The sequence below is a fragment of the Chromobacterium sp. IIBBL 290-4 genome, assembly GCF_024207115.1.
In the GTDB taxonomy this organism is placed as follows: Bacteria; Pseudomonadota; Gammaproteobacteria; order Burkholderiales; family Chromobacteriaceae; genus Chromobacterium.
Genome location: NZ_CP100128.1, coordinates 424,880 through 447,990, shown reverse-complemented (window position 1 = coordinate 447,990; position 23,111 = coordinate 424,880). Strand labels below are relative to the sequence as shown.

Sequence of the window (23,111 nt, the reverse complement as noted above, 5' to 3'; positions counted from 1 at the left end):
ATTGTTGAGTTCTTGAAAACAAGCTGGGTGCCTACGCGCCCAACTCCTTCAACACCTCCTTCACCTTCACAATCCTCTGCGCCACCTCCGGCAGCGCCTGCTCCACCCGCAACTTATCCTGCCCCGCCAAACGGTAATTCTTCTTGCTCTGAATCAGCATGATGATCTTCACCGGATCGATAGGCGGGTTCTTGATGAAAGTGATCTGCACCGCCACCTCGCTGGCGTCCAGCTTCTGCACGCCCAACTCCTTGGCGACCAGACGCAGACGATGGCTTTCGATCAGCGTCTTCACGCTCTGCGGCGGCAGGCCGAAGCGGTCGATCAACTCCTCGTGGATGTCGTCGATCTCTGCCTCGGTTTCGCAGCTGGCCAGCCGCTTGTAGATCAACAGCCGCTCATGCACATCCGGGCAGAAGGCGTCCGGCAGCAGCGCCGGGCTGTGCAGATTGATCTCGGTGGTGACGCCCAGCGGCGCGTCCAGGTCCGGCGCGCGGCCCTTTTTCAGATCGCGCACCGCCTGCTTCAGCATCTCGGTGAACAGGCTGAAACCGACCTCCTGCATCTCGCCCGACTGGCCCTCGCCCAGCACCTCGCCGGCGCCGCGGATTTCCAGGTCATGCATCGCCAGGTAGAAGCCCGCGCCCAGCTCGCCGGACAGCTGGATGGCCTCCAGCCGCTTTTGCGCGTCGCGGGTCATGCCGTCCGGTGTCAGCAGATAGGCATAGGCCTGGTGGTGCGAACGGCCGACGCGGCCGCGCAGCTGGTGCAGCTGCGCCAGGCCGAATTTATCGGCGCGGTTGATCAGTATCGTGTTGGCGTTGGGGATGTCGATGCCGGTTTCGATGATGGTGGAGCACAGCAGCAGGTTGAAGCGCTGCTGCAGGAAGTCGCGCATCACCTGTTCCAGCTCGCGCTCGCGCAACTGGCCGTGGGCCACGGCGATGCGCGCCTCCGGAATCAGCTCCGCCAGCTTTTCGCGCATATTCTCTATGGTGTCGACTTCATTGTGCAGGAAGAACACCTGGCCGCCGCGTTTCAGCTCGCGCAGCACCGCCTCGCGGATTACGCCGTTGCTCAAGGGGCTGACGAAGGTTTTCACCGCCAGCCGGCGCGATGGCGCGGTGGCGATGGCGGAGAAGTCGCGCAGGCCTTCCAGCGCCATCGACAGCGTGCGCGGGATCGGCGTCGCGGTCAGCGTCAGCACGTCCACATTGGCGCGCAGCCGCTTCAGCTGTTCTTTCTGCCGCACGCCGAAGCGGTGTTCCTCGTCGATGATGACCAGGCCCAGGTTCTTGAACTCCACGTCCGGCTGCACCAGCTTGTGGGTGCCGATGACGATGTCGACGCTGCCTTCGCTCAGGCCGGCCAGCGCTTGCTTGGTTTCCTTGCCGCTCTTGAAGCGCGACAGCTCGGCGATGCGCACCGGCCAGTCGGCGAAACGGTCGGAGAAGTTCTGGAAATGCTGTTCGGCCAGCAGCGTGGTGGGCACCAGCACCGCCACCTGCTTGCCGCCCATCACCGCGACGAAGGCGGCGCGCAAGGCCACTTCGGTCTTGCCGAAACCGACGTCGCCGCAGACCAGCCGGTCCATGGGCTTGCCGGAGCACATGTCCTGGATCACCGCCTCGATGGCGGTGGCCTGGTCCGGCGTTTCCTCGAAGCCGAAACCGGCGGCGAAGGCGGCGTAGTCGGCATGGGACAGTTCGAAGCTGTGACCCTCGCGCGCCGCGCGTTGGGCGTACAGGTTCAGCAGCTCGGCCGCGGTGTCGCGCGCTTTTTCCGCGGCCCGCTTCTTGGCCTTGTCCCAGGCCGGGTTGCCCAGCTTGTGCAACTGGATGTTGTCGGTGGCGCCGCCGGCGTAGCGCGAGATCAGCTGCAGTTGCGACACCGGCACGTACAGCGTGGCGCTGTCGGCGTACTCCAGCTGCATCAGCTCGGTTTCGCCTTCGCCCAGGTCCATGGCCACCAGGCCGACATAGCGGCCGATGCCGTGCGCCTCATGCACCACCGGGTCGCCGGCCTTTACTTCGGCCAGGTCGCGCAACATGGCGTCGGAGCCGGCGCGGCTGGCTTTGCGGCGGGTGTGGCTGCGGGCGACGTGCTGGTACAGCTCGCTCTCGGTCACCACCGCCAGGGCCGGATCGGCCAGCGCGAAGCCGGAGTACAGCGGCGAGACGGTCAAGGCCAGCGCCATCTTGCCGCTGGAAAAATCGGCCCAGCTGTCCACCGGCGTCGGCTTGACGCCGTGTTCGGCCAGAAAGCTGAGCATGGTTTCGCGCCGCCCCAGGCTTTCCGCGGCAAGCAGAATGCGTTTGCCGCCGGCGGCGATGAAGGCTTGCAGCTTGTGCAGCGGCGCGTCGGCGCGGCGGTCTACCGCCAGTTCCGGCAGCTGCGCGCAGCCGGGCGCCGCCTCGCCATCGGCGGCCAGTTCGATGCGGGCATACGGCTTGAGCCTGGCCATCAGCTCGTCGGGCCGCAGGAAGATGTCGGCCGGCGGCAGCACCGGACGCTCGGCGTCGCCGCGGGCCATCTCGTGGCGGCTTTGCGCGTCGCGCCAGAAGGTTTCCGCCGCGGCCTGCACGTCGTGGTGCTGCACCACCAGCGCGTCGTCGCCGACGTAGTCGAACAAGGTGGCGGTTTCGTCGAAGAACAGCGGCAGGTAGTACTCGATGCCGGCCGGCCACAGCCCTTGCGACACGTCTTTGTAGACGCGGCTTTTGCTCGGGTCGCCCTCTATCTTTTCGCGGTAGCGCTGGCGGAAGGCGGTGACGCCGCTTTCGTCGGCCGGATATTCGCGCGCCGGCAGCAGGCGGATTTCCGACACCGGATACAGCGTGCGCTGGGTGTCGGGATCGAAAGTCTTGAGGCTGTCTATCTCATCGTCGAACAAGTCTATGCGATAGGGCAGGGCGGAGCCCATCGGGTACAGGTCGACCAGGCTGCCGCGCACCGAAAACTCGCCGGGCGCCATCACCTGGGTGACATGCAGGTAGCCGGCGGACACCATGTCGCCGCGCAGTTTTTCCACGTCCAGCCGCTGGCCGGTTTTCAGGAAGAAGGTCCGTCCCAGCAGGTAGCTGACCGGCGCCAGCCTGCCCAGCGCGGTGCTGACCGGCGCGATCACCACCTGGCATTCGCGCTGGCGTATCTGCCACAGCGTGGCCAGGCGCTCGCTGACCAGATCGCCGTGCGGCGAGAAGTGGTCGTAAGGCAGCGTTTCCCAGTCCGGAAACAAGGCGATGGACAGGTCCGGCGCGAAGAAGGGCAGCTCGGCCTTCAGCCGCTGCGCGGCCTGGGCGTCGGCAGTCAAAATCAGCAGCGGCCGGCCTTGCTGGGCAAGCGCGGCGATGGCATGGCTGTCCAGGCCGTCCGGCAGTCGTCCGCGACGGTTCTTCTGGCCCGGTGATGGGAGGGACGGGAGCGTATCCAAGATGCTTGGCTTCTAAGAAATTAGGCTTGCGGCGATTATAACAGTCCTCAGCGCGCCCTTAACCCGCATTTGCCGGACAATCAAAACTAGCCGTCATGTCAATTCCCGGATATCGTATGCGCTAGACTCAAGGCTGGGTCGTTTTGACAAAGGTTTTACGCAATTTAATGCCAGTGCGGTATCAGGAAAAATAATAATGATCCTATCGCGCCCACGCGGCGCGACGGGCATTGGGGCGCGCAAAGCGCCGCCGAGCCGGAAGACAATGTGAAGAGGAATTGAGAGAGTGAGAACCGCACCTTGGGTCAGGGAGCTGCTGGTTTTCCTGAGCTTTCTCGCTTGCGTGGCGCTCTGGCCGCAGAGCCCGCAGGCGACGCTGAAGCTGGCGGCCTTGCTGCCGCATGGCTTGTTGACTTGGCAATTGCTGGCGAGCGACGCGAGGCGCAGCTGGTGGTGGCCTTTGGCCGCTGGCGCGCTGGCGGGGGCGGCGATGCCGACGCTATGGGCGCTGGCGTTGACCGCGTCTTTATATTTGCTGGCGCCGGGCCTGAGCCTGACGGGGCTGCGGGGCGGGCGCATGCCCAGCACGCCGCAGGCATTGCGCCGGGTGTTGTTCGCGCTGTTTTTCGGTCCGGCGCTGTTGGCCTGCGCGCCATTATTCCTGTATGCCTGGCTGAGCGCGGGCACGGCGATGCCGCCTTGGCGCTGGGGCGCCGAGTTATGGCTGGCCCTGGCATCAGCCATGTTCGTCTGCGTGCCCTTGTCGTGGTCGGCGCAACGATCGCTGGCGACGCGGCTCGAGCTGACGCTGATCTTGCTGTCGGTGGCCGCGGGCGCGGGCGTGTGGTTTTACAGCGGCCAGCTCTTCGGCGTCTCGGTTCAACTGTTGCTGTTTCCTTTGATTCTCTGGGCGGCTTGCCGCACCAGCATGTCAGGCTCGGCGCTGACTGCGGCGATGGTCATGCTATGCCTGTCTTTGGCGACGCTGCAGCTGGGGTGGACGCCCCGCCACGCTGGCGATGTGTTGACGGATTTGCTGCTGGCCCTGGCCTTGAATGTGTCCGGCCTGCTGGTGGCGATGCTGATGGATGGCCGCCGAAGCGACGAAGCCGCGCTGAAGACGTTCCAGGCCAGGATTGAATCGCTGGTCAACAACAGTCCCACCATGATGTCGCTGAAGGACATGGAGGGACGCTATCTGCTGGTGAACGCCGCTTACGCCAATCGCGTCGGCGCGCCGGCCCACGCGATGCTGGGCAAGCGGCCCGAGGATGTGTTCGATGAGAACGACGCCAGGCAGATCCGCGAGCAAGACCAGCAGGTGCTGAATCTGTTGTCGCCGCGCCAGTTTGAGGAGCATTTCGTTCTCAATGGCGTGGAGACCTATCTTTTGGCTTCCAAGTTTCCCTTGTTCGACGCCGAGGGCCGCCCGGCCGGCGTAGGCAGTGTGGACACCGACATCACGCTGAGCAAGCGCGAGCAAAAGGCCAAGCGCGAGGCGGAGGAGCGTTACCTCGCGCTGGTGGAGCAGTCGCTGGTGGGCATCTACATCCTGCAGGATGAGAAGATGGTCTACGTCAATCCCAAGCTGGCCGACATTCTGGGCTACGCGCCGGAAGAGGTGACCGGGCTGGGTTTGAACGAGGTGCTGGCGCCGGGCGAGGCGGACCGCATCCGCAACCAGCTGATGCGCCGCTTCCGCGACAATATCGCGGTGATGCATTACTCCACGCGCGGCTTGCGCAAGGACGGCGTGCTGGTGGATGTGGAGGTGCACAGCCGGCTGTTCGAGCTGGATGGGCGCAAGGCGGTGATAGGCGTAGTGATGGATATTTCCGAGCGCCTGCTGGCCGACACCAATCTGCGCTTGGCTGCCAAGGTGTTCGAGAATTCGGCGGAAGGCATTCTGATCCTGGATTCGGCGGCGCGCATCATCGCCGTCAACGACGCGTTTTCGCGCATCACCGGCTTTTCCGAGCAGGAGACTCTGGGCCGCTCCTCGCGCATTTTCCGGATGGACACGCAGCGCCAGGCGATGCAGGAAGCGCTGGCCGCCGCCGGCCATTGGCACGGCGAAATGCTGGACCGGCGCAAGAGCGGCGAATGGTATCCGGCGGAAATATCGATTTCGGCCTTGCGCGACGAGGATGGCGCGCTGTGCAATTACGTCGCGGTGTTCTCCGACATCACCCAGCGCAAAGAGGCGGAAGAGCGGCTGCAATTCCTGGCCAACCACGATCCGCTGACCCGGCTGCCCAATCGCAGCAGCCTGACCAATCATCTGGACGCGGCTTTGCTCAGGATGGCGGCGCAGAACGGCCAGCTGGCGGTGATGTTCATCGACCTGGACCGTTTCAAGCTGATCAACGACTCCTTCGGCCATCAGGCCGGCGATCAACTGCTGTGCGAGATCGCGCTGCGCTTGTCGCGGGTGGTGGGCGGCAAAGGCTTGCTGGCGCGGCTGGGCGGCGACGAGTTCACCTTGCTGATGAGCGGTTATGAAAGCCATAAGCAACTGGCCGACATGGCCGGCGCCGTTTTGAGCGAACTGGCCAAGCCGCTGAGCCTGGAAGAACACGAGGTCTTCATCACCGGCAGCATAGGCATCAGCGTGTTCCCGCATGATGGCGAGGACGCGCGCACCCTGCTGAAAAACGCCGATGTGGCGATGTACCGCGCCAAGGAGGCGGGCAAGAACACCTATCAGTTCTTCGACATCGGCATGAACACCCAGACTTTCGAGCGGCTGCTGCTGGAGACCGGCTTGCGCATGGCGCTGGAGCGCAACGAGTTCGAGCTGCACTACCAGCCGCAGGTCAATGCCAACAGCCGCGAGCTGGAAGGCGCCGAAGCCTTGCTGCGCTGGCGCCACCCGCAATTGGGCCTGGTGCCGCCGGTGCGTTTCATCTCCTTGGCGGAGGAAACCGGCCTGATCAAGCCGGTGGGCGACTGGGTGCTGCGCGAAGCCTGCCGCCAATTGGCGGCCTGGGACGAGGCCGGCGTGCGGGTGCCGCGCCTGGCGGTGAATCTGTCGCCGCGGCAGTTCGGCCAGGCTTCCTTGCTGTCCAAGGTGGAGGATGCGCTGTCCGCGGCCGGCTTGCCGGCCGAGCGGCTGGAGCTGGAAATCACCGAGAGCATGCTGATGCAGAATCCGGACGAGGCGGTGCAGCTGCTGACCGAACTGAAGGCGCTGGGGGTATGGCTGTCGATAGACGATTTCGGCACCGGCTATTCCTCGTTGTCCTACCTGAAGCGCTTTCCGCTGGACACGCTGAAGATAGACCGCTCCTTTGTGGACGGACTGCCGGAGGACGGCGACAACGCCGCCATTGCCGAAGCCATCCTGGCCATGGCCAAGAAGCTGCAGTTCCATGTGGTGGCCGAGGGCGTGGAGAGCGAGGAGCAGGCCAGCTTCCTGCAGGCCAAGGGTTGCCACACGCTGCAGGGCTATCAGTTCAGCCGGCCGCTGCCGGCGGCGGAGTTCGCCGAGCAGGCGCTGCGCTGGCAGAAACAGGCGGCGATGGCGTAAAGCTGGGCCTTGCCGCCGCTTGCGGCTAAAATGGCGGGATTGTGAATCGAGAATCTCCGCCATGAGCAACAAACGCCTGATACACGGCTTCCACGCCATCAACGCCCGCCTGTGGCAGAACCCGAAAAGCCTGCTGGAAATCTGGCTGGCCGGCGGCCGCCAGGACGCGCGCGCCAAGGCCGTGCTGGAAAAGGCCGGCGAAGAGAAGATCAAGCTGCACATCGTCGACAAGGAGCGCCTGGACAGCATGAGCGGCAACGCCCGCCACCAGGGCGTGGTGGCGATGATAGACGCCAGCATGAACTACGTGGACCTGGACGACGTGCTGGAAAACCTGTCCGAGCCGCCGCTACTGCTGATCCTGGACGGCGTCACCGATCCGCACAATCTGGGCGCCTGCCTGCGCGTCGCCGACGCGATGGGCGCGCACGCGGTGATCGCGCCCAAGGACCGCTCCGCCACCTTGAACGCCACCGTCTCCAAGGTGGCCTGCGGCGCGGCCGAAGTGGTGCCCTACATCACGGTCACCAATCTGGCCCGCACCTTGCGCGACCTGAAAGACGCCGGAGTGTGGATCGCCGGCACCACCATGGAAGCCGACACCGACCTCTATCACTTCGAAGCCGCCGGTCCGCTGGCCTGGGTGATGGGCGCCGAGGGCGAGGGCATGCGCCGCCTGACGCGCGAGCATTGCGACGTGCTGGTGTCCATCCCGATGTTCGGCACTGTTGAAAGCCTGAATGTGTCGGTGTCGTCCGGCATGGTGCTGTCGGAAAGCCGCCGCCAGCGGGTGCTGAAGGGGCAGGCGTAAATTCTCCCCGTTTGAAAAGGCCGCGTTCGCGGCCTTTTTCATCCCTGGCCGCCCAGCCGCTCCCGCGTCAGCGCCAGCCAGGCGCGGGCGGCGTGGGACAGGTAGCCGCCGCGCTGCCAGATCAGCGCCAAATGCCAATACAGCTTGTTGTCGAATAGCGGGATCACATCGTATTGCCCGCGGTCCAGCCGCTCGACGATGCTGCGCGGCAGCAGCGTCACGCCCAGATTGGCGGCCACCAGCTCCACGATGAAGTCCCAGTGCGCGCTGCGGCCGACGATATTGGGCGTCTTGCCCAGTTCGCGAAAGGCGTCTGCGACGCGGCGGCTCAAGGTGAAGTCGTCCGGATACAGCACCAGCGGCTGATCGGCGATGTCGGATAGCCGCACCGCGGTCTGGCCATGCCAGCGGGAGCCGGCGGTGGCTACCAGGCACAAGGGATCGCGCACCACCGAGTAGTGATCGTAGAGCTGGCTGTCCACCGGCAGCACCGCCACGCCGATTTCCAGCTCGCCGCTCTTGATGCGGTTTTCTATCGCCAGCGCGCCGTCTTCCACCATCTTCAATTCGATTTGCGGATACAGGCGGCGGTAATGGCTGACCACCGGCGCGAAGAAGGCCACGCCCACCATCGGCGGCAGGCCTACCACCAGCTCGCCGCGGCTGAGGGTGGACAGGTCGGCCAGCTCGTTTTTCAGCTGGTGCATGGCCGACAGCACGTCCAGCCCGCGTTCATAAGTGACACGGCCGGCGTCGGTCAGCCGGAAGCTGCGGCCCTCGCGCAGAATCAGCGGCATGCCCAGCTCTTCTTCCAGTTGCTTCACCATTTTGCTGATCGTCGGCTGGGTGACGAACAGCGCGTCGGCGGCGCGGGTGAAGCTTTGGCATTTCACCAGCTCCACGAAATAGCGCAGCGCGCGGATGTCCATTTGCATTCCTTCTTGGAATCGTCTTGATAATTTTAATTCATTTTTAGAATGAAAGTAGGCTGGCTATACTAGCTTCAACTCCTAAGTTTGATGGATGCCGATCATGGCCAGCCGTATGTTTTCCCGCCTGTCGCCGCTGCTGACGACCTTTTTCCAGGTCCTGCTGCTGAGCCTGGTGTGGCTGGCGGCCAGCGAGCTGTCCCGCCGTTTTCTGCCGGCTTTGCCGGCCGGGGTGCTGGGGATGCTGATGGTGTTGGCCGGATTATGGTCTGGCTTGCTGCCGGTGAATTGGTTCCGTCACGGCGCGCGCTGGTTGTTGGCCGAGATGCTGCTGTTCTTCATCCCGGCCGTGGTGGCGGTGGTGCAGTACCCGGACGTGATCCTGTCCGCCGGCGTCAAGCTGCTGGCCGTGATCGTCGCTTCCACCGCGCTGGTGATGGCGGTGACGGCGCTGGTGGTGGAGCGTTGCTACCGGCTGGAGATTTGGCTGCGTCGCCGCGCTTCCAATCGCAAGGCGCAGCTGGGAGTGGAAGTTCATGGAACATGAGATTGCCTTGATGTCCTTCGTGCTCACCGTGGTGTTGTACGGAGGGGTCAAAAAGTATTACCTGAAAACGCGCAGCTGGTGGAGCACGCCGATTCTGGCGGTGCCGCTGCTGATCATCGGTCTGGTGGTGTTGGCCAAAGTGCCTTACCACACCTACTTCGCCGATACGCGTTGGCTGACCTGGATGCTGGGACCGGCGACCGTGGCGTTCGCGATTCCGATCTACGAACAGCGGGCCATCATCCGCAAGCATTGGCTGTCGCTCAGCTGCGGCGTGTTGGTGGCGATTCCGGTGGCGGTGATCAGCTCGGTGGAGCTGGCGCGCTGGCTGAATCTGTCGGATGTGATGCAGAAAAGTCTGGCGCCGCGTTCGATCAGCACGCCGTTCGCCTTGGCAGCGTCGCACACGCTGGGCGGGTCTTCCGATCTGACCGCCTTGTTCGTGGTGGTGACCGGGGTGGCGGGCATGATGTTGGGACAGTTGTTGCTGACGGTGCTGCCCATCCGTTCGGCCTTGGCCCGGGGCGCTTTGTTCGGCGCGGCTGCGCATGCGGCCGGCACGGCCAAGGCGGCTGAGATCGGCGCCGAAGAAGGCGTGGTGGCCAGTCTGACGATGATGCTGGCCGGGGTGGCGACGGTGTTCGCCGCGCCCTTGATCGGATACTGGATGTAAAGAGTTTGTGTTGTGAGCTGGTTGCCGGTGGGGTGGTGATCAGTGGGTTTCTCCTCTTCCCCAAAACGAGCGTTGATTAAGGCCGGCCCTTTTGGGACCGGCCATTTTTTTTGGCCGCATGGTCGTGATCGTGGCTGTGGCCGTGATTGTCCTGGCCGAAAGGCGTGTGGCAGACGCAGGGTGCGCCTTCGGCCGCCTCCACCAGCGTTTGCAGGATGCCGCAGTCGGCTGCCGGGTGCTTTTCATGGCATTTGTCGCGCAAAGCCAACAGTTGCTGCTCCAACAGCCGCAATGACTCTATCTGCTGATGCACTTTGGCGATCTGCTGGTCGATCAGCAGATTGATGTCGTCGCAATCGTGCTGGTGATCGGCCTTGAAGGCCGCCAGATTGCGGATATCGGCCAGCGACATGCCCAGCGAGCGGCAATGCAGGATGAAATTCAGCTCGCCCAGTTGCTCCGCGTTGTAGCGGCGGTAGCCTGAAGAGGAGCGGTTGGGCGCCGACAATAGCCCCTCGCGCTCGTAATAGCGTATGGTTTCCGCGTCGCAGCCGGTTTGCCGCGCCAGTTCTCCGATCAGCATGAGGCCTCCCGTTGAATTCATGCTTGACCCTGTAGTGACTACAGGGTTTGTAATGGGCTCAGCTTATCAATGGAGGCGCATATGTCAAGCGTCACGCGTTATCGCAAGGCGGGCAATCCGCATCAGCATCGGACCCACGGCCACGGCGGCGATTGCTGCTCAGGCAAGGCTGAAGCAGCGCTGGCTTTGCAGCCGACAGAATATGGCCACGAGCATGGCGCTCGCGGCCATGAGCATGGCAAACACGAACATCAACACGGCGCGGGCTGCGCCCACGGGCATGAGCATGACGCCAAGCCGGCGCATGATCACGCCAAGCACGGCGCCAGCTGCTCGCACGAGCATGGCGATTCGCATGATCATGCCCACGACCACGACCACGACCACGACCACGACCACGACCACGACCACGACCATGGCCATAAGCACGGCGCGGGTTGCTCGCATAGCCATGAGCACGCCGCGCCGGCGCGGGTGCAATTAGGCCAGGGGCAGGGCGCCAAGCGTGCGCGCCTGCAAATCCAGGCCATGGATTGCCCGACCGAGGCCAGGCTAATCGAGAAGGCGCTGGGCGGCATGAGTGGGGTGGTGGCGCTAGAGTTCAACTTTATTGAACGGGTATTGCTGCTGCAGCATGACCTGCCGCATCTGGACGAGGTCAAGCGCGCCATCGCCAAGGTGGGCATGCAGGCGGTGGAGCTGAGCGGCGCCGAACAGGCGGCCGCGCCGGTGGTTTCCACCCGCAAGGGCAATTGGCTGCTGGCGGCCTCCGGCTTGACGGCGGCTGCGGCGGAAGCGGCGGCCTGGAGCCTGGGCGATGGCCAATACGCGGTGGCGGCGCTGGCCTTGGCCTCGGTTCTGCTGGGCGGCATCCCCACGCTGAAAAAGGGTTGGATCGCCTTGTCCAGCCGCACGCTGAACATTCATTTCCTGATGTCGGTGGCGGTGATCGGCGCCATGCTGATAGGCCAATGGCCGGAGGCGGCCATGGTGCTGTTCCTGTTCGCCATCGCCGAGCGGCTGGAGGCGATGTCGCTGTCGCGCGCCGGCGAGGCGGTGCGCTCCTTGATGGCGCTGGCGCCGGAAACCGCCTGGGTGGCCGATGGCCAGGGCTGGCGCGAGCAGCCGGCGGCCGAGGTGGCGGTGGGCAGCCGCGTGCGGGTGCGTCCGGGCGAGCGCGTGCCGCTGGATGGTCGCATCGTCGACGGCTACAGCAGCTTCAATGAAGCGCCCATCACCGGCGAGAGCCTGCCCAAGGACAAGGGACCGCAAGAGTCGGTGTTCGCCGGCAGCATCAATGGCAGCGGCGTGGTGGAAATCCAGACCACCGCGGCGGCGTCCGGTTCGGTGCTGGCGCGCATCATCGCCACCGTGCGCGACGCGCAGGCTGCCAAGGCACCGACACAGCGTTTCATCGACCGCTTCGCCGCCGTCTATACCCCGGTGGTGCTGGGCCTGGCCGCGTTGTTCGCCGTCATCGCCCCGCTGACCGGCCTGCAGCCCTGGCATCAGGCCATCTATAGCGCGCTGGTGATGCTGGTGATCGCCTGCCCCTGCGCCTTGGTGATCGCCACGCCGGTGACGGTGGTCAGCGCCTTGGCCTCGGCCGCCCGCCACGGCTTGCTGGTGAAGGGCGGCGCGCCGCTGGAGATGGCCGCGCGCATCGATACGGTGTGCTTTGACAAGACCGGCACGCTGACGCTGGGCGAGCCGCGGGTGACGCGCGTGATGTCTTTGTCTACAGAAGATGAGAACACCGCTCTGGCCTGGGCCGCGGCGCTGGACAGCCATTCCACCCACCCGCTGGCCAAGGCGGTGCTGGACGAGGCGGCGCAACGCGGCATAGCGCCGCCGGCCGCCGAACAGGTGAAGGAATTGATCGGCCGCGGCGTCAGCGGCCGGGTGGCGGGCCGCCATCTGCAACTGGGCAGCCGCCGGCTGGCCGATGAGCAAGGCGCCTTGACGCCGCTGCTGGAGCAGACTTTGCAGGCGCTGGACGTGGCGGGCGAGGGCGCGCTGGTATTGCTGGACGGCAAGCAGGCCCTGGCCGTGCTGGCGGTGGCGGACAAGGTGCGGCCGGACGCCGCCCAGACTATCACCCGGCTAAACAAGCTGGGCGTGCGTTCGGTGATGCTCAGCGGCGACAGCCAGCAGGTAGTGACGGCGGTGTCGCGGCTGACCGGCGTCGGCACGGCGCACGGCGGCTTGCTGCCGCAGGACAAGCTGCGCCATATCGAGCAGCTGCAGCAAAACGGCAAGGTGGCCATGGTGGGCGACGGCATCAACGACGCGCCGGCCTTGGCGCAGGCCGACCTCGGCATCGCAATGGGCGCGGCCGGCTCGGACAGCGCGCTGGAAACCGCCGGCGCAGCCTTGATGGACGATAAATTGTCCCGGCTGGCGGATTTGATCGCCCATGCCCGCCGCACGGCGCGCGTGCTGAAGACCAATATCGCGGTGGCGCTGCTGATCAAGCTGGTGTTCTTCGTATTGGCGCTGATGGGCGTGGCCAGTTTGTGGATGGCGGTGTTCGCCGATGTCGGCAGCAGCTTGATCGTGATCGCCAACGGTTTGCGGCTGGCGCGCAAGGTTCAGGTCTGAGCGCTCAGGCGTAGGTGTCGATATTCTGCCCCGGTTGCGTTTGTTGCGCGGCCGGGGCGCTGGCTTTTTCGGCCTTTTGCAGCGGACTGAGATTTTGATTGCCGCTTTGCTGCTGCAATAGCTGGGAGCGGGCTTGCTGTTCCATCTGATCGGCTTCGGCGGCCACCGCCCTATCCTGTCCTGATGGATCGGAAGGGGCCAGCGCGGCGGCGTGCACGGTTTCCGCATTCTGGATGGTTTGTTGCGGGGTGGTGCCTTTGCTGAGCTGGATGGGCACCTCGCCGCCTATCGCATATTGTTTGCCGTCCGGGCCTTGCTGATAGGTGAAAGTGGCTGAGCCGGCAAGCGCGCCGCCGGCAGCCTGGTGCGCGGCTTCATGGCGGCGGACGTCGGTGTCGCGGGACTGCAGCTCGGTGACTTCCTTCTGCTGCTGTTGGTTCAAAGGCTTGCCATCCGGCGCCTTGGGGGGGGCCGGATTGACGTTGGCGCTGTTGCCGCTCTGGGCGGCGCCCTGGCCGGATGGGTTCTGGCTGCCATTGCCGCCGCCATTGGCATTGCCTGCGGCGGGGATGGAGGAGGCCGAGCTGGCGTTGCCGTTTTGCGCCGCGCCCGCTGCCGGCACGGCGGCGGCTTCGGCCCGCAATTGCTGGCAGGCCGGGCATTGGCAGTTGGCTCCGTGCATGGCGGGCGTGTAGCCGCCATAGCTCCCGGCGATGCTGGAAATGGACATGCGGGCGCTTCCTTCTAACATTTCATTATAGAAGCCATCGTGTCCAAAACCAGCATGCGTGGCAGAATGTCCTGATCAAGCATATCGGAGAGCAAGGAATGAGCGAGCAGAGCCAACAGCAGCGAGAACTGGTGATGTCGGTGTTGATGACGCCGGACATGGCCAATTTTTCCGGCAATGTGCACGGCGGCGTGCTGTTGAAACTGCTGGACCAGGTTGCCTATGCCTGCGCCAGCCGTTACGCCGGCTGCTATGTCGTGACTTTGTCGGTGGATCAGGTGCTGTTCAAGCAGCCGATCCACGTCGGCGAGCTGGTGACCTTCCTCGCTTGCGTCAACCATGTCGGCCGCACCTCGATGGAAGTGGGCATCAAGGTGGTGGCCGAGAACATCGCCGAGCGCAGCCAGCGTCACACCAATAGCTGCTATTTCACCATGGTGGCCTATCAGGACGGCAAGGCGATGCCGGTGCCGACGCTGGTGCTGGAAACCGAAGAGCAGCGGCAGCGCTTCCGCGCCGCCGAGCTGCGCAAGCAATTGCGGATAGACATGGCCAAACAGAAAGAGGCGATGGGCTGATTCCTGCGCCGCGCCGCCCGCTTCAAGAGCCCGGGGCGGTTTTCGCGGCGCAGCCCGCTGGCGCGTATTCGGCCAGGATGCCGGTTTCGGCCGGCAATTCGCATTGCCAGCTGAAGCTGCCGGAGGCGAGCACGGGCCGCAGCGCCAGGATGGAGCGGGCGGCGTTGTCGCCGCCGCCATGGACTTTCTCGTTGTAGGCCACGCTGATCACGCCTTCCTCGCCCACGCTGATTGAATCCACCGCTTTGCCTTTGAACTCGTCGGATGGCGGCAAGCCCAGTTGGTCGTGGAGGTTCTCGCCCGCCGCATGCTTGCCGTTGATGGCGTGGTAGGTCGCGACCGCCACTTTGGCGGTGCTGGCCAATTGCAGCCCTTCCGTCACATGGGCTTTGCGCAGCGAGGCCTGATAGGCCGGGAGGGCGATGCTGCCCAAGATGCCGAGTATCGCCAGCACTATCATCAACTCGATCAAGGTAAAGCCTCTTATGGTTTGCCGGTGCCGCATGGTTTCTCCTTTGCGCCTGGTGGATGGCTTGCGCAGCTTAGTCTGCGCCAAAGCTATCGGCGGCGAGGCCCGTCACAAGGTGCAGGCAGCGCGGCGATCTGTCCATTCGGCGGAGGTCGCGTTGGCGGGGGCGGAGCGGTTTATAATGTCCCGTTTCTTCTTCCGCGGCGGTTTTCATGTTTGATCTGGTTCACAGCGCTCCCGATTTCTATCTGCTGGACAAGCACCCTGGCGTCAGTTTCCACCGCGAAGGCGAGGAGGAGGGCTTGATCGAGGCGGCGCGCGCGCAGCTAAGGGACGAGGCGCTGTGGCCGGTGCACCGGCTGGACCGGATCACGTCCGGCCTGATCCTGGTGGCGCGCTCGGCGGAGGCGGCCCGGCAATTGGGCGAGGCCTTGGCCGGGCGGGCGCTGGAGAAATACTATCTGGCCGTGTCCGACCGCAAGCCGTTGAGAAAGCAGGGGCGGATCGCCGGCGATATGGAGAAGGGGCGAGGCGGCGCCTGGCGCTTGACGCCGGGGCAGGACAATCCCGCCGTCACCCAGTTTTTCAGCTATTCGCTGACGCCGGGCTTGCGTTTATTCCTGCTTAGGCCGCGCACAGGCAAAACCCATCAACTGCGGGTGGCGATGAAGTCGCAAGGCGCGCCGATCTTGGGCGACGCCTTGTACGGCGGCAGCGAGGCCGATCGCGGCTATCTGCATGCCTATGCCTTGCGCTTCGAGCTGAACGGGCAGGCTTTCGAATTCATCCGTCCGCCTTCGCGGGGCGAGCGTTTCCAGTCTGAAGCCTGCCTGGCCAAATTGGCCGAGTTGGGCGCGCCCTGGGATCAGCCCTGGCCGCAGAAAGGCTGATCAGGCGGCGACGGCGGCCGGCTGAAACCGCGCGATGCTGACTTTGCGCTGGCGGCAGTGTTCGGCGAAGGCGTCGCCGGCGAGGTAATCCCATTCCTTGCCGCGGCAGGCGGCGATGGGGTCGCTTGCATCCTGCGTGGCCCGGCCGGGATGGCACATGATCAAGGCGCCGTCCTGGCAGCGCTCCAGCCAGCTCTGCATCAGGCCGGCGAAGTCCGCCTGCGGCGTCAAGGAGTACATGCCGCCGAACCAGGACGAGGTGGCGAAGCCGCGCTCGCGGGCCTGTTCGTCGAAATTGATGCAGACGCTGCGCAGGATCAGCGCTTTCAGGCGGTTGTCGCCGGGATGGCCCAGCTTGTCCGGCGCGCGCAGATAGGGCAGGGCATCGGCGTTCCAGCGGCGCTGGATGGCGTCGAACAGCGCGTCGCGTATCACCGGCAGCGCGTGCACATGCTGGTGGCCGTCGACAAAGTCCGGCAGGCGGCCGAAATGCTCGGCGAAACGGTCGATCTGCGCCAGCGCCTCGTCGCGCAAGGCGGGCTGCGACAACTGGCGCAGCTGGCTCTTCATCAGCCAATGCGACAGCGGCTTGGCCGCTTGGCCGAAGTCATGGGTCAGGTTGAAATGCAGGCCGGCGTCTACGCGCTCGGCCCGCGCCCGCAAGTCGGCCGCCAGTTCCGGCCAATGCGGAGATTGGCTCAATACGCTGGTGGCGGACAGGCGGCCGGCGTCGATCAGATCGAGGATGCCGGCGCTGATGCTGCCGGACTGGGCGAAGTCGTCGGCGCAGAGTGTCAATCGTTTTGTCATGGACGGTATGACTGTTGACTGAGGCAAAAGTTTACAAAGCGCGCTTGACCAAACGTTAATTTTTTTGCGGCTCATGCGAGAAGGCCCACAGCTTGCCCAAAACAAAGGTCAGCGCGGCGACGGTGAACAAGACGATGGCGAGCGAGACGCGATAATCCAGTGCGCTGAAACGCAGCAGCAGGTAGTACATGGCCTCGTTGACGCAGAAGCTCAGGCAGGACACGCCAAAGAAGCGCGGCAGCGCCTGGCGGTGCGGCACATGGCGCGCTTCGAAGGTGAATTGGCGGTGGCCCCAGTAGCTGACCTGGAAAGCCAGCAGGAAACCCAGCACATTGGCCGCCAGCGGCGGCGCGCCCAGCGGCACCAGCGCTAGCGTTACCAGCAGGAAGTGCACCGCCATCGCCGACACGCCCACCACGCCGAACCAGAACAGCTGTCGGCTCATGCGTCCTCGCCCTTGTCCGCGCGGGTGATGCGGCTGATCAAATAAGTGGGGCGGCCCTTGACCTCATTGAAGATGCGGCCGACGTATTCGCCCAGGATGCCGATGGACAACAGCTGCACGCCGCCGAGGAAGGTCACCGCCACCACCAGCGTCGGCCAGCCATTGACCGCGTTGCCGAACAGCAGGGTGTGGCAGAGCTCGAACAGGGCATAGCCGATGGACAGCAAGGAAATCACGCAGCCAAGCAGGGTCCAGATGCGCAGCGGCATATTGGAGAAGGCGGTCAGACCGGTCAGGCCCAGGCCCAGCAGATTGCGGAAGTTGAAGCTGCTCTTGCCGGCGCGGCGTTCCTGGGTCTGCGTTTCCATGGCCAGTTGGGTGAAGCCCACCCAGTTGTACAGGCCCTTCATGAAGCGGTTGCGCTCCGGCATCTGGCGCAGCGCGTTCAGGATGCTCTTGTCCAGCACGCGGAAGTCCTGGGTGTTTTCCGGAATCTTCAGCGGTGCGCCGCTATTGATCAGCGCGTAGAAAACATGGGTGAAGGCGCGCTTGGCCAGCGTTTCATTGTCGCGGTTGGCGCGCACGCTGTAGACCATGTCGTAGCCTTCGCGCCATTTGTCCAGAAACACCGGCACCATTTCCGGCGGGTGCTGGAAGTCGCCGTCTATCAACACCGCCACGTCGCCGTTTACCTGGTCTATGCCGGCGGTCAGCGCGATTTCCTTGCCGAAATTGCGCGACAGCTGGATCAGCGTCACCGGCAGCCGGCTGGTCGTTTCCAACACCTTGGGCACGGTGTCGTCGCGGCTGCCGTCGTCCACCACCACCAGTTCGTGGCGGTAGCCGGCCTCGGTCAGCAGCCGGTGCAGCGTCTCCAGCATGGGCACGATATTGTCCGACTCGTTGTAGGCCGGGATGATGCAGCTGATCAGCGGATCGCTCGGCCGCTCGGCGGCATGCAGTTGCAACAAATAGGGCGGGACGAAGCCGCTGCGGGTATCTGTCATGGTTCGATCCGAATCAATGGCCTGCCGCCGGCTTGAGCAGCAGCATGGTGTCTTTCATCACCGGGAAGGCTTTGACCTGCCGATACGCGCCGGCGATGGCTGGCGGCAGCGTGGCGAGATCGCGCTGCTCGGTCACGATCCAGCTGCCGGGATGAGCCGCCAGCAGCGTGGCCAGCGCCTCCGGCTTGGCGGTGGTGCGCACCTTGCCCTGGCCGTAGAACTCGGCCGAAAACTCGCGGCGGCTGTCCCAGTAGAACAGCATGGCGTCGGCCGATGGCTGGCGCGCTTGCCATTCCGCGATCACCGGCTTCTGGGTGCGGAAGTACTTGGCGCCGTCCTGCCATTGCAAGCCCATGCCGGCGATGACCAGCAAGCCGGAAACCATCGCCAGCCAAGGCAGGGCGCGGCCGGATTTTTCATTGCGGCCGCGTTGCCACAGCTCGGCCATCAATAGCGCCGCGCCGGGCAACATAGGCAAGGAATAAGGGAAGATGATATTGCCGGACATGGTGAAGAACAGCAGCGTCATCATGGTCCATAAGGTCAGGTACAGCAGCCAGCCGTCGTTCTGGCCGGAGCGGATCAGCGCGGGCAGGCGCTTGGCGCGGCAGGCCAGCCAGGCCAGCATGGCCAAGGACCACGGAAACAGCGCGCCCAGGGCATAGGGCCAGATCATGCCGCGAGGCGTGGCGTGGGCGAAGCCGTATTTGTCGCCCTTCCAGCCGGAGTCGAGGAAGCGGCTGACGTGCTCGCCCATGATGAAGTAATTGAGGAAGCCCGGCGTGCGGATTTCGGCCCAGGCATACCAGGGCAGGGCGATGGCGGCGGCCAGCAGCGTGCCGGAAATCCACGGCAGTTCGCGCCACAGTCGCTTCCATTCATTGCGCAGCAATACCCAGAAGAAGATCGGCATGCCGACCAGCACCACGTCCAGCGGTCCCTTGGCCAATAGGCCCAGCCCCAGGCCGGCAAAGAAGGCGTAGCGCCACAGCTTGCCGCCGCCGTTCATCGCATGCCAGAAGGCGACCTGGCTCAGGGTGACGCAGAACAGCAGGGAGGGATCGGTCATCACCGTGCCGGCTGCGCCGTAAAACAGCAGGCCGCCCCCCAGGAATAGGGCCGTGGCGAGGCCGGCGTCTGCGCCGTGGCGCTTGCGCATCAGGCCTGCGGTCAGCCCAAGCGTCAGCAGCGCCAGCAGCAGCGCGGGCAGCCGGGCGGCGAATTCATTGACGCCGAACACCCCCATGAAGGCCGCGGACAGCCAGGTGGACAGCGGCGGCTTGGCCCAGAACGGCACGCCGTAGTCGTGCAGCGGCGTCACCCAGTTGCCGGTTTCCAGCATCTTGCGGGCGATCTCGGCGTAGCGCGCCTCGGTGGTGTCGGTGAGCGGAATGGCCCACAGCGCCAAAAGGCGGATCAGCAGCAGGGCGATCAGCGCGTAAACGGCGTGTTTCCGCCAGTGGGAGCTTGCAGCGTTTTTCATGCAGAGTCTTGTTTCAGAGCGCGATTGTTTCGGCGCAAGGCTATCACAGAGCGGGCCTGGCGTCTGCCCCGCGCCGGAACGCAAAACGCCACCCGGAGGTGGCGTTGGGGCGATCGGGCGATCCGCTTACTGGCGGCCGTGCATCATCTTTTTCAGCACGGTGGACAGCGCGAACAGGATCAGCGAGCTGGCGCCGGCCATGAACACAAACAGCATGAAGAAGTCGTGCAGATTGTTGATGGCGTAGCCCAGGAAGTGCGGGGCCGGTTTGGCCGGGTCCGGATACAGTTCCGACAGCATGCCGGCAAACTTGTTGGCGGCGGAGTTGGACAGGAACCAGATACCCATCATCAGGCCGGTCAGGCGGGACGGAGACAGCTTCACCACCAGCGACAGGCCGATAGGCGACAGGCTCAGTTCGCCGAAGGTGTGCAGCATGTACAGGCTGACCAGCCACAGCATGCTGACCTTGACGCCAGGCTGCAGGCCATCCACGCCGAAGGCGATCACCAGATAGCCCAGCGCCAGGAAGAACAGGCCCAGCGCCATCTTGGCCGGGGAGGACGGCTCCATGCCCTTATTGCCGAGCTTGGTCCAGATCCAGGCGAAGATAGGGGCGAAGATCACCACCGAAATCGGGTTGATCGACTGGAAGAACGACGCCGGCACGGTGTAGCCCAGCAGGTTGCGGTTGGTCTGCTCTTCGGCGAAGAAGGTCAGCGAGGCGCCGGCTTGTTCAAAGGCGGACCAGAAGAAGATCACGAAGGCGGACACGATCAGGATCACCGCCAGGCGTTGCTTCTCGATGCTGGTCAGCGGGTCGTGCTTCACGCGCTCGCCGCTTTCGTGGTGGCGCTTGGGCGGCAGGCCGATGGCCTTGCCTTCCGGGGTCACCAGATATTTGTTCTTGAACAGCGAGAACACGGTCAGCGACAGCAGCATGCCGAAGCCGGCGGCCATGAAGCCCCACTTGAAGTCGGCCGGATTGCCGGTATCGCCCAGCGTGCCGCACACCAGCGGCGCGATCAGCGAGCCGGCGTTGATGCCCATGTAGAAGATGGTGAAGGCGGAGTCCACGCGCTTGTCGCCCGGGGCGTACAGCTGGCCCACCATCGACGAGATATTGGGCTTGAACATGCCGTTGCCGGCGATCAGGAAGCCCAGGCCGCCGTACAGCATCGCCGATGCGGTGGCGACATTGGTGTCATGCAGCGAGCCGGAGAAAAACAGCATGAATTGGCCGATGGCCATCAGCACGCCGCCCACCAGAATGGAGCGGCGGTTGCCCCAGTAACGGTCGGCGATGTAGCCGCCGATCAGCGGGGTGAGGTAAACCAGGCCGGTATAGGTGCCGTAGATGTCGGCGGCGTGCGCCTTGTCGAACAGCAGGGCCTTGAGCATGAACAGCACGAAAATGGCGCGCATGCCGTAGTAGCTGAAGCGCTCCCACATCTCCGTCACAAAGAGCAGATACAGCCCTTTGGGATGCGATTGAGTAGACATAAGGGTTTCCTATGAGTGACTTGAGACATCACTAACAACGAGCGATGTTTTTGTTATTGGTTTTCTTGCCTTGGATTTTGTAGGCAGGGAGGGATCATAGCTAGTAAATGTTGCGATGTGAAAATTTTTTTCAACAAATATTAATGCATTTGTAATTTTCTGGTCTTAATCATTGTTGTTATGAAGATAATTCATGGTTTTTAGTTGCAGTGAACGCCCATGGAAATGCTATTGGTATGTTGAATATTGTATTCAACTTACAAAACACAGGCTTGCAGACGGGGAGGGCGCTGACTATTTTTGAATAGGACTTTACTGATTATTTGGATGAAGATGCCGCGATTGCCGCGACTCGCCTTGCTGCATTGCCGAAACGGCTCATGCCGCCAGTTTCCGACTCCAACCGAGGCCGCCCAGGCCTCGCCGGTGCGGCATGGCCGCAGGCCGCGCCGGCTTGCCATGCGCGCATGGTCGCGGCAGGGCTGGCCCAGGCCGGCATGGTATACCCTTGACGTTGTCCTGAATTGCGACTTTCCCCACCCGACACGCTGCTGAGTTCTACCCGTCCCGCGCGCGCCCCGCGCCGGGCATGGCCCAATCATGCGCGCATGGCGCGCAGGGAGAACAAGATGACGCGTCGCATCCCGGAGCCGTATCGAATCAAGATGGTCGAGCCCATTCGCCAGACTACCGCGGCCGAACGCCGCCTGGCTTTGGAGCAAGCCGGCTGGAACCCCTTCCTGCTCAAGGCGGAAGACGTTTATATCGATTTGCTGACCGACAGCGGCACCGGCGCCATGTCGGACCGCCAATGGGCGGGGCTGATGATGGGCGACGAGGCCTATGCCGGCAGCCGCAATTTCTTCCACCTGGCCGATACCGTGCGCGAACTGTTCGGCTACGCCCACACAATCCCTACCCACCAGGGCCGCGGCGCGGAGCAGATTTTGTTTCCGGAACTGGTGAAACGCTGCCGCGGCGAACGGCCGGTGTTCCTGTCCAACTATCATTTCGACACCACCAAGGCCCACGTCGAGCTGGCCGGCGCGCGCGCCGTCAACGCCCTGACGCCGCAAGCATTGGATACCGGCGCGGCTTATGACTGGAAAGGCGATTTCGATCTGGCGCGGCTGCGCGACATCCTGGAGGCCGAGGGCGACAACGTCGCCGCGGTCATCATCACCATCACCTGCAACAGCGCGGGCGGCCAGCCGGTATCGATGGGCAATATCCGCGCCGTCAGCGAGCTGGCGCGCGCGCGCGGCATCCCGGTGGTGATAGACGCCGCCCGTTTCGCCGAAAACGCCTGGTTCATCCGCCGGCGCGATCCGGCATACGGCGAGGCATCCCTGGCCGACATTGTCCGCGAGATGTTCAGCCACGGCGATATGTTCACCATGTCGGCCAAGAAAGACGGCCTGGTCAATATCGGCGGACTGTGTTGCTTCAAGGACGACGAGGCGCTGTTCCGCGCCGCGCAGGTGCGCTGCGTGCCGATGGAAGGGTTTGTCACTTACGGCGGCCTGGCCGGGCGCGATATGGAGGCGCTGGCGATAGGCCTGAAAGAAGGGCTGGACGACGCGTTTCTCAGCTATCGCATCGGCCAGGTGGCGTATCTGGGCGAGCGGCTGCGCGAGGGCGGCGTGCCCATCCAGACGCCGACCGGCGGCCACGCGGTGTTTGTCGACGCCAAATTGTTGCTGCCGCATATTCCGCCCGAGCAGTTCCCGGCGCACGCGCTGGCTTGCGAACTGTATCTGGAGGGCGGGGTGAGAGCGGTGGAGATCGGTTCGCTGCTGCTGGGGCGCAATCCACAGACCGGCAAGCAGGAGCCATCGCCGTTCGAACTGATGCGCTTGACCATTCCGCGCCGCGTCTACACCAACGACCACATGGATTACATCGCCGATTGCCTGATCGAGGTGAAACGGCGCGCGGCCGCGGTCAGAGGACTGGCCTTCGACTACGAGCCGCCTATTCTCAGGCACTTCATGGCGCGTTTGCAGCCGGCATAGCCAGCCCGAGCCTCGGTTGAGCGGGAAGGCCCGGCCGAGGCCGCCAGCGCGCGGCGCGCAGTGTAAATGACATTC

18 protein-coding genes are annotated in these 23,111 nt (G+C 64.2%); 8 read left to right on the top strand and 10 right to left on the bottom strand.

Going from position 1 to position 23,111, the window contains the following annotated elements; translation table 11 throughout:
- Positions 1–31 precede the first annotated feature (31 nt).
- The gene (gene mfd / locus NKT35_RS02020; protein ID WP_371926487.1) at positions 32–3,436 is read right to left on the bottom strand and encodes a transcription-repair coupling factor; all 3,405 of its coding nucleotides are present in this window, start codon (positions 3,434–3,436) and stop codon (positions 32–34) included.
- A gap of 283 nt (positions 3,437–3,719) precedes the next feature.
- Here mfd and NKT35_RS02015 point away from each other — a divergent pair, with 283 nt between their 5' ends.
- Positions 3,720–6,962, top strand: a complete 3,243-nt coding sequence (locus NKT35_RS02015) for a sensor domain-containing protein (protein WP_254298282.1) — start codon at positions 3,720–3,722, stop codon at positions 6,960–6,962.
- Positions 6,963–7,023: 61 nt separating this feature from the next.
- Positions 7,024–7,773: a 23S rRNA (guanosine(2251)-2'-O)-methyltransferase RlmB gene (gene rlmB, locus NKT35_RS02010; protein ID WP_254298280.1), complete on the top strand. Its 750-nt coding sequence runs from the start codon at positions 7,024–7,026 to the stop codon at positions 7,771–7,773.
- 38 nt (positions 7,774–7,811) lie between these two features.
- Here the strand turns inward: rlmB and NKT35_RS02005 are convergent, their stop codons facing one another.
- Positions 7,812–8,702, bottom strand: coding sequence for a LysR family transcriptional regulator (locus NKT35_RS02005; RefSeq protein WP_254298278.1), 891 nt, complete (start codon positions 8,700–8,702; stop codon positions 7,812–7,814).
- A gap of 103 nt (positions 8,703–8,805) precedes the next feature.
- Here NKT35_RS02005 and NKT35_RS02000 point away from each other — a divergent pair, with 103 nt between their 5' ends.
- The gene (locus NKT35_RS02000; RefSeq protein ID WP_254298276.1) at positions 8,806–9,249 is read left to right on the top strand and encodes a CidA/LrgA family protein; all 444 of its coding nucleotides are present in this window, start codon (positions 8,806–8,808) and stop codon (positions 9,247–9,249) included.
- On the top strand, positions 9,239–9,922 hold the full coding sequence (locus tag NKT35_RS01995) for an LrgB family protein (RefSeq protein WP_254298275.1): 684 nt from the start codon (positions 9,239–9,241) through the stop codon (positions 9,920–9,922). Before NKT35_RS02000 ends, NKT35_RS01995 begins: the two co-directional genes overlap by 11 nt.
- Positions 9,923–9,998: 76 nt before the next feature.
- Here NKT35_RS01995 and NKT35_RS01990 read toward each other — a convergent pair whose 3' ends face one another.
- Complete coding sequence (locus NKT35_RS01990) at positions 9,999–10,505, bottom strand: Cd(II)/Pb(II)-responsive transcriptional regulator (RefSeq protein ID WP_254298274.1); 507 nt, start codon at positions 10,503–10,505, stop codon at positions 9,999–10,001.
- An 81-nt stretch (positions 10,506–10,586) separates the two neighbouring features.
- Between NKT35_RS01990 and NKT35_RS01985 the strand changes: the two genes are divergently transcribed.
- Entirely contained in the window at positions 10,587–13,106 is a 2,520-nt protein-coding gene (locus tag NKT35_RS01985) for a heavy metal translocating P-type ATPase (RefSeq protein WP_254298272.1), read from the top strand.
- A gap of 4 nt (positions 13,107–13,110) precedes the next feature.
- On the opposite strand, the gene NKT35_RS01980 is transcribed toward NKT35_RS01985, so the two are convergent.
- Positions 13,111–13,836 carry a putative metalloprotease CJM1_0395 family protein gene (locus tag NKT35_RS01980; protein WP_254298270.1) on the bottom strand — a complete coding sequence of 242 codons (726 nt, stop codon included), beginning with the start codon at positions 13,834–13,836 and terminating at the stop codon, positions 13,111–13,113.
- Between the two features lie 98 nt (positions 13,837–13,934).
- On the opposite strand from NKT35_RS01980, the gene NKT35_RS01975 reads away from it, so the two are divergent.
- Positions 13,935–14,414, top strand: a complete 480-nt coding sequence (locus tag NKT35_RS01975) for an acyl-CoA thioesterase (protein ID WP_254298268.1) — start codon at positions 13,935–13,937, stop codon at positions 14,412–14,414.
- 22 nt (positions 14,415–14,436) lie between these two features.
- Here the strand turns inward: NKT35_RS01975 and NKT35_RS01970 are convergent, their stop codons facing one another.
- Positions 14,437–14,919 (bottom strand): pilin, encoded by a 483-nt coding sequence (locus tag NKT35_RS01970; protein ID WP_305883462.1) that lies wholly within the window; start codon positions 14,917–14,919, stop codon positions 14,437–14,439.
- A 176-nt stretch (positions 14,920–15,095) separates the two neighbouring features.
- Between NKT35_RS01970 and NKT35_RS01960 the strand changes: the two genes are divergently transcribed.
- Positions 15,096–15,773, top strand: a complete 678-nt coding sequence (locus NKT35_RS01960) for a TIGR01621 family pseudouridine synthase (RefSeq protein ID WP_254298267.1) — start codon at positions 15,096–15,098, stop codon at positions 15,771–15,773.
- On the opposite strand, the gene NKT35_RS01955 is transcribed toward NKT35_RS01960, so the two are convergent.
- The 5 genes from NKT35_RS01955 to NKT35_RS01935 all read right to left on the bottom strand — a co-directional run bounded on the left by NKT35_RS01955 (position 15,774) and on the right by NKT35_RS01935 (position 21,021).
- Entirely contained in the window at positions 15,774–16,583 is an 810-nt protein-coding gene (locus NKT35_RS01955) for a ChbG/HpnK family deacetylase (protein WP_254298265.1), read from the bottom strand.
- Between the two features lie 55 nt (positions 16,584–16,638).
- Positions 16,639–17,028, bottom strand: coding sequence for a GtrA family protein (locus NKT35_RS01950; protein WP_254298263.1), 390 nt, complete (start codon positions 17,026–17,028; stop codon positions 16,639–16,641).
- A complete protein-coding gene (locus NKT35_RS01945) occupies positions 17,025–18,035 on the bottom strand; it encodes a glycosyltransferase family 2 protein (RefSeq protein WP_254298260.1) in 1,011 nt (336 codons plus the stop codon). The genes NKT35_RS01950 and NKT35_RS01945 overlap by 4 nt, the downstream gene beginning before the upstream one ends.
- A gap of 13 nt (positions 18,036–18,048) precedes the next feature.
- Positions 18,049–19,518, bottom strand: a complete 1,470-nt coding sequence (locus NKT35_RS01940; protein ID WP_254298258.1) for an ArnT family glycosyltransferase — start codon at positions 19,516–19,518, stop codon at positions 18,049–18,051.
- A gap of 126 nt (positions 19,519–19,644) precedes the next feature.
- The gene (locus NKT35_RS01935; RefSeq protein WP_254298257.1) at positions 19,645–21,021 is read right to left on the bottom strand and encodes a peptide MFS transporter; all 1,377 of its coding nucleotides are present in this window, start codon (positions 21,019–21,021) and stop codon (positions 19,645–19,647) included.
- Between the two features lie 629 nt (positions 21,022–21,650).
- Between NKT35_RS01935 and NKT35_RS01930 the strand changes: the two genes are divergently transcribed.
- Positions 21,651–23,036 carry a tryptophanase gene (locus tag NKT35_RS01930; RefSeq protein WP_254298255.1) on the top strand — a complete coding sequence of 462 codons (1,386 nt, stop codon included), beginning with the start codon at positions 21,651–21,653 and terminating at the stop codon, positions 23,034–23,036.
- Positions 23,037–23,111 lie beyond the last annotated feature (75 nt).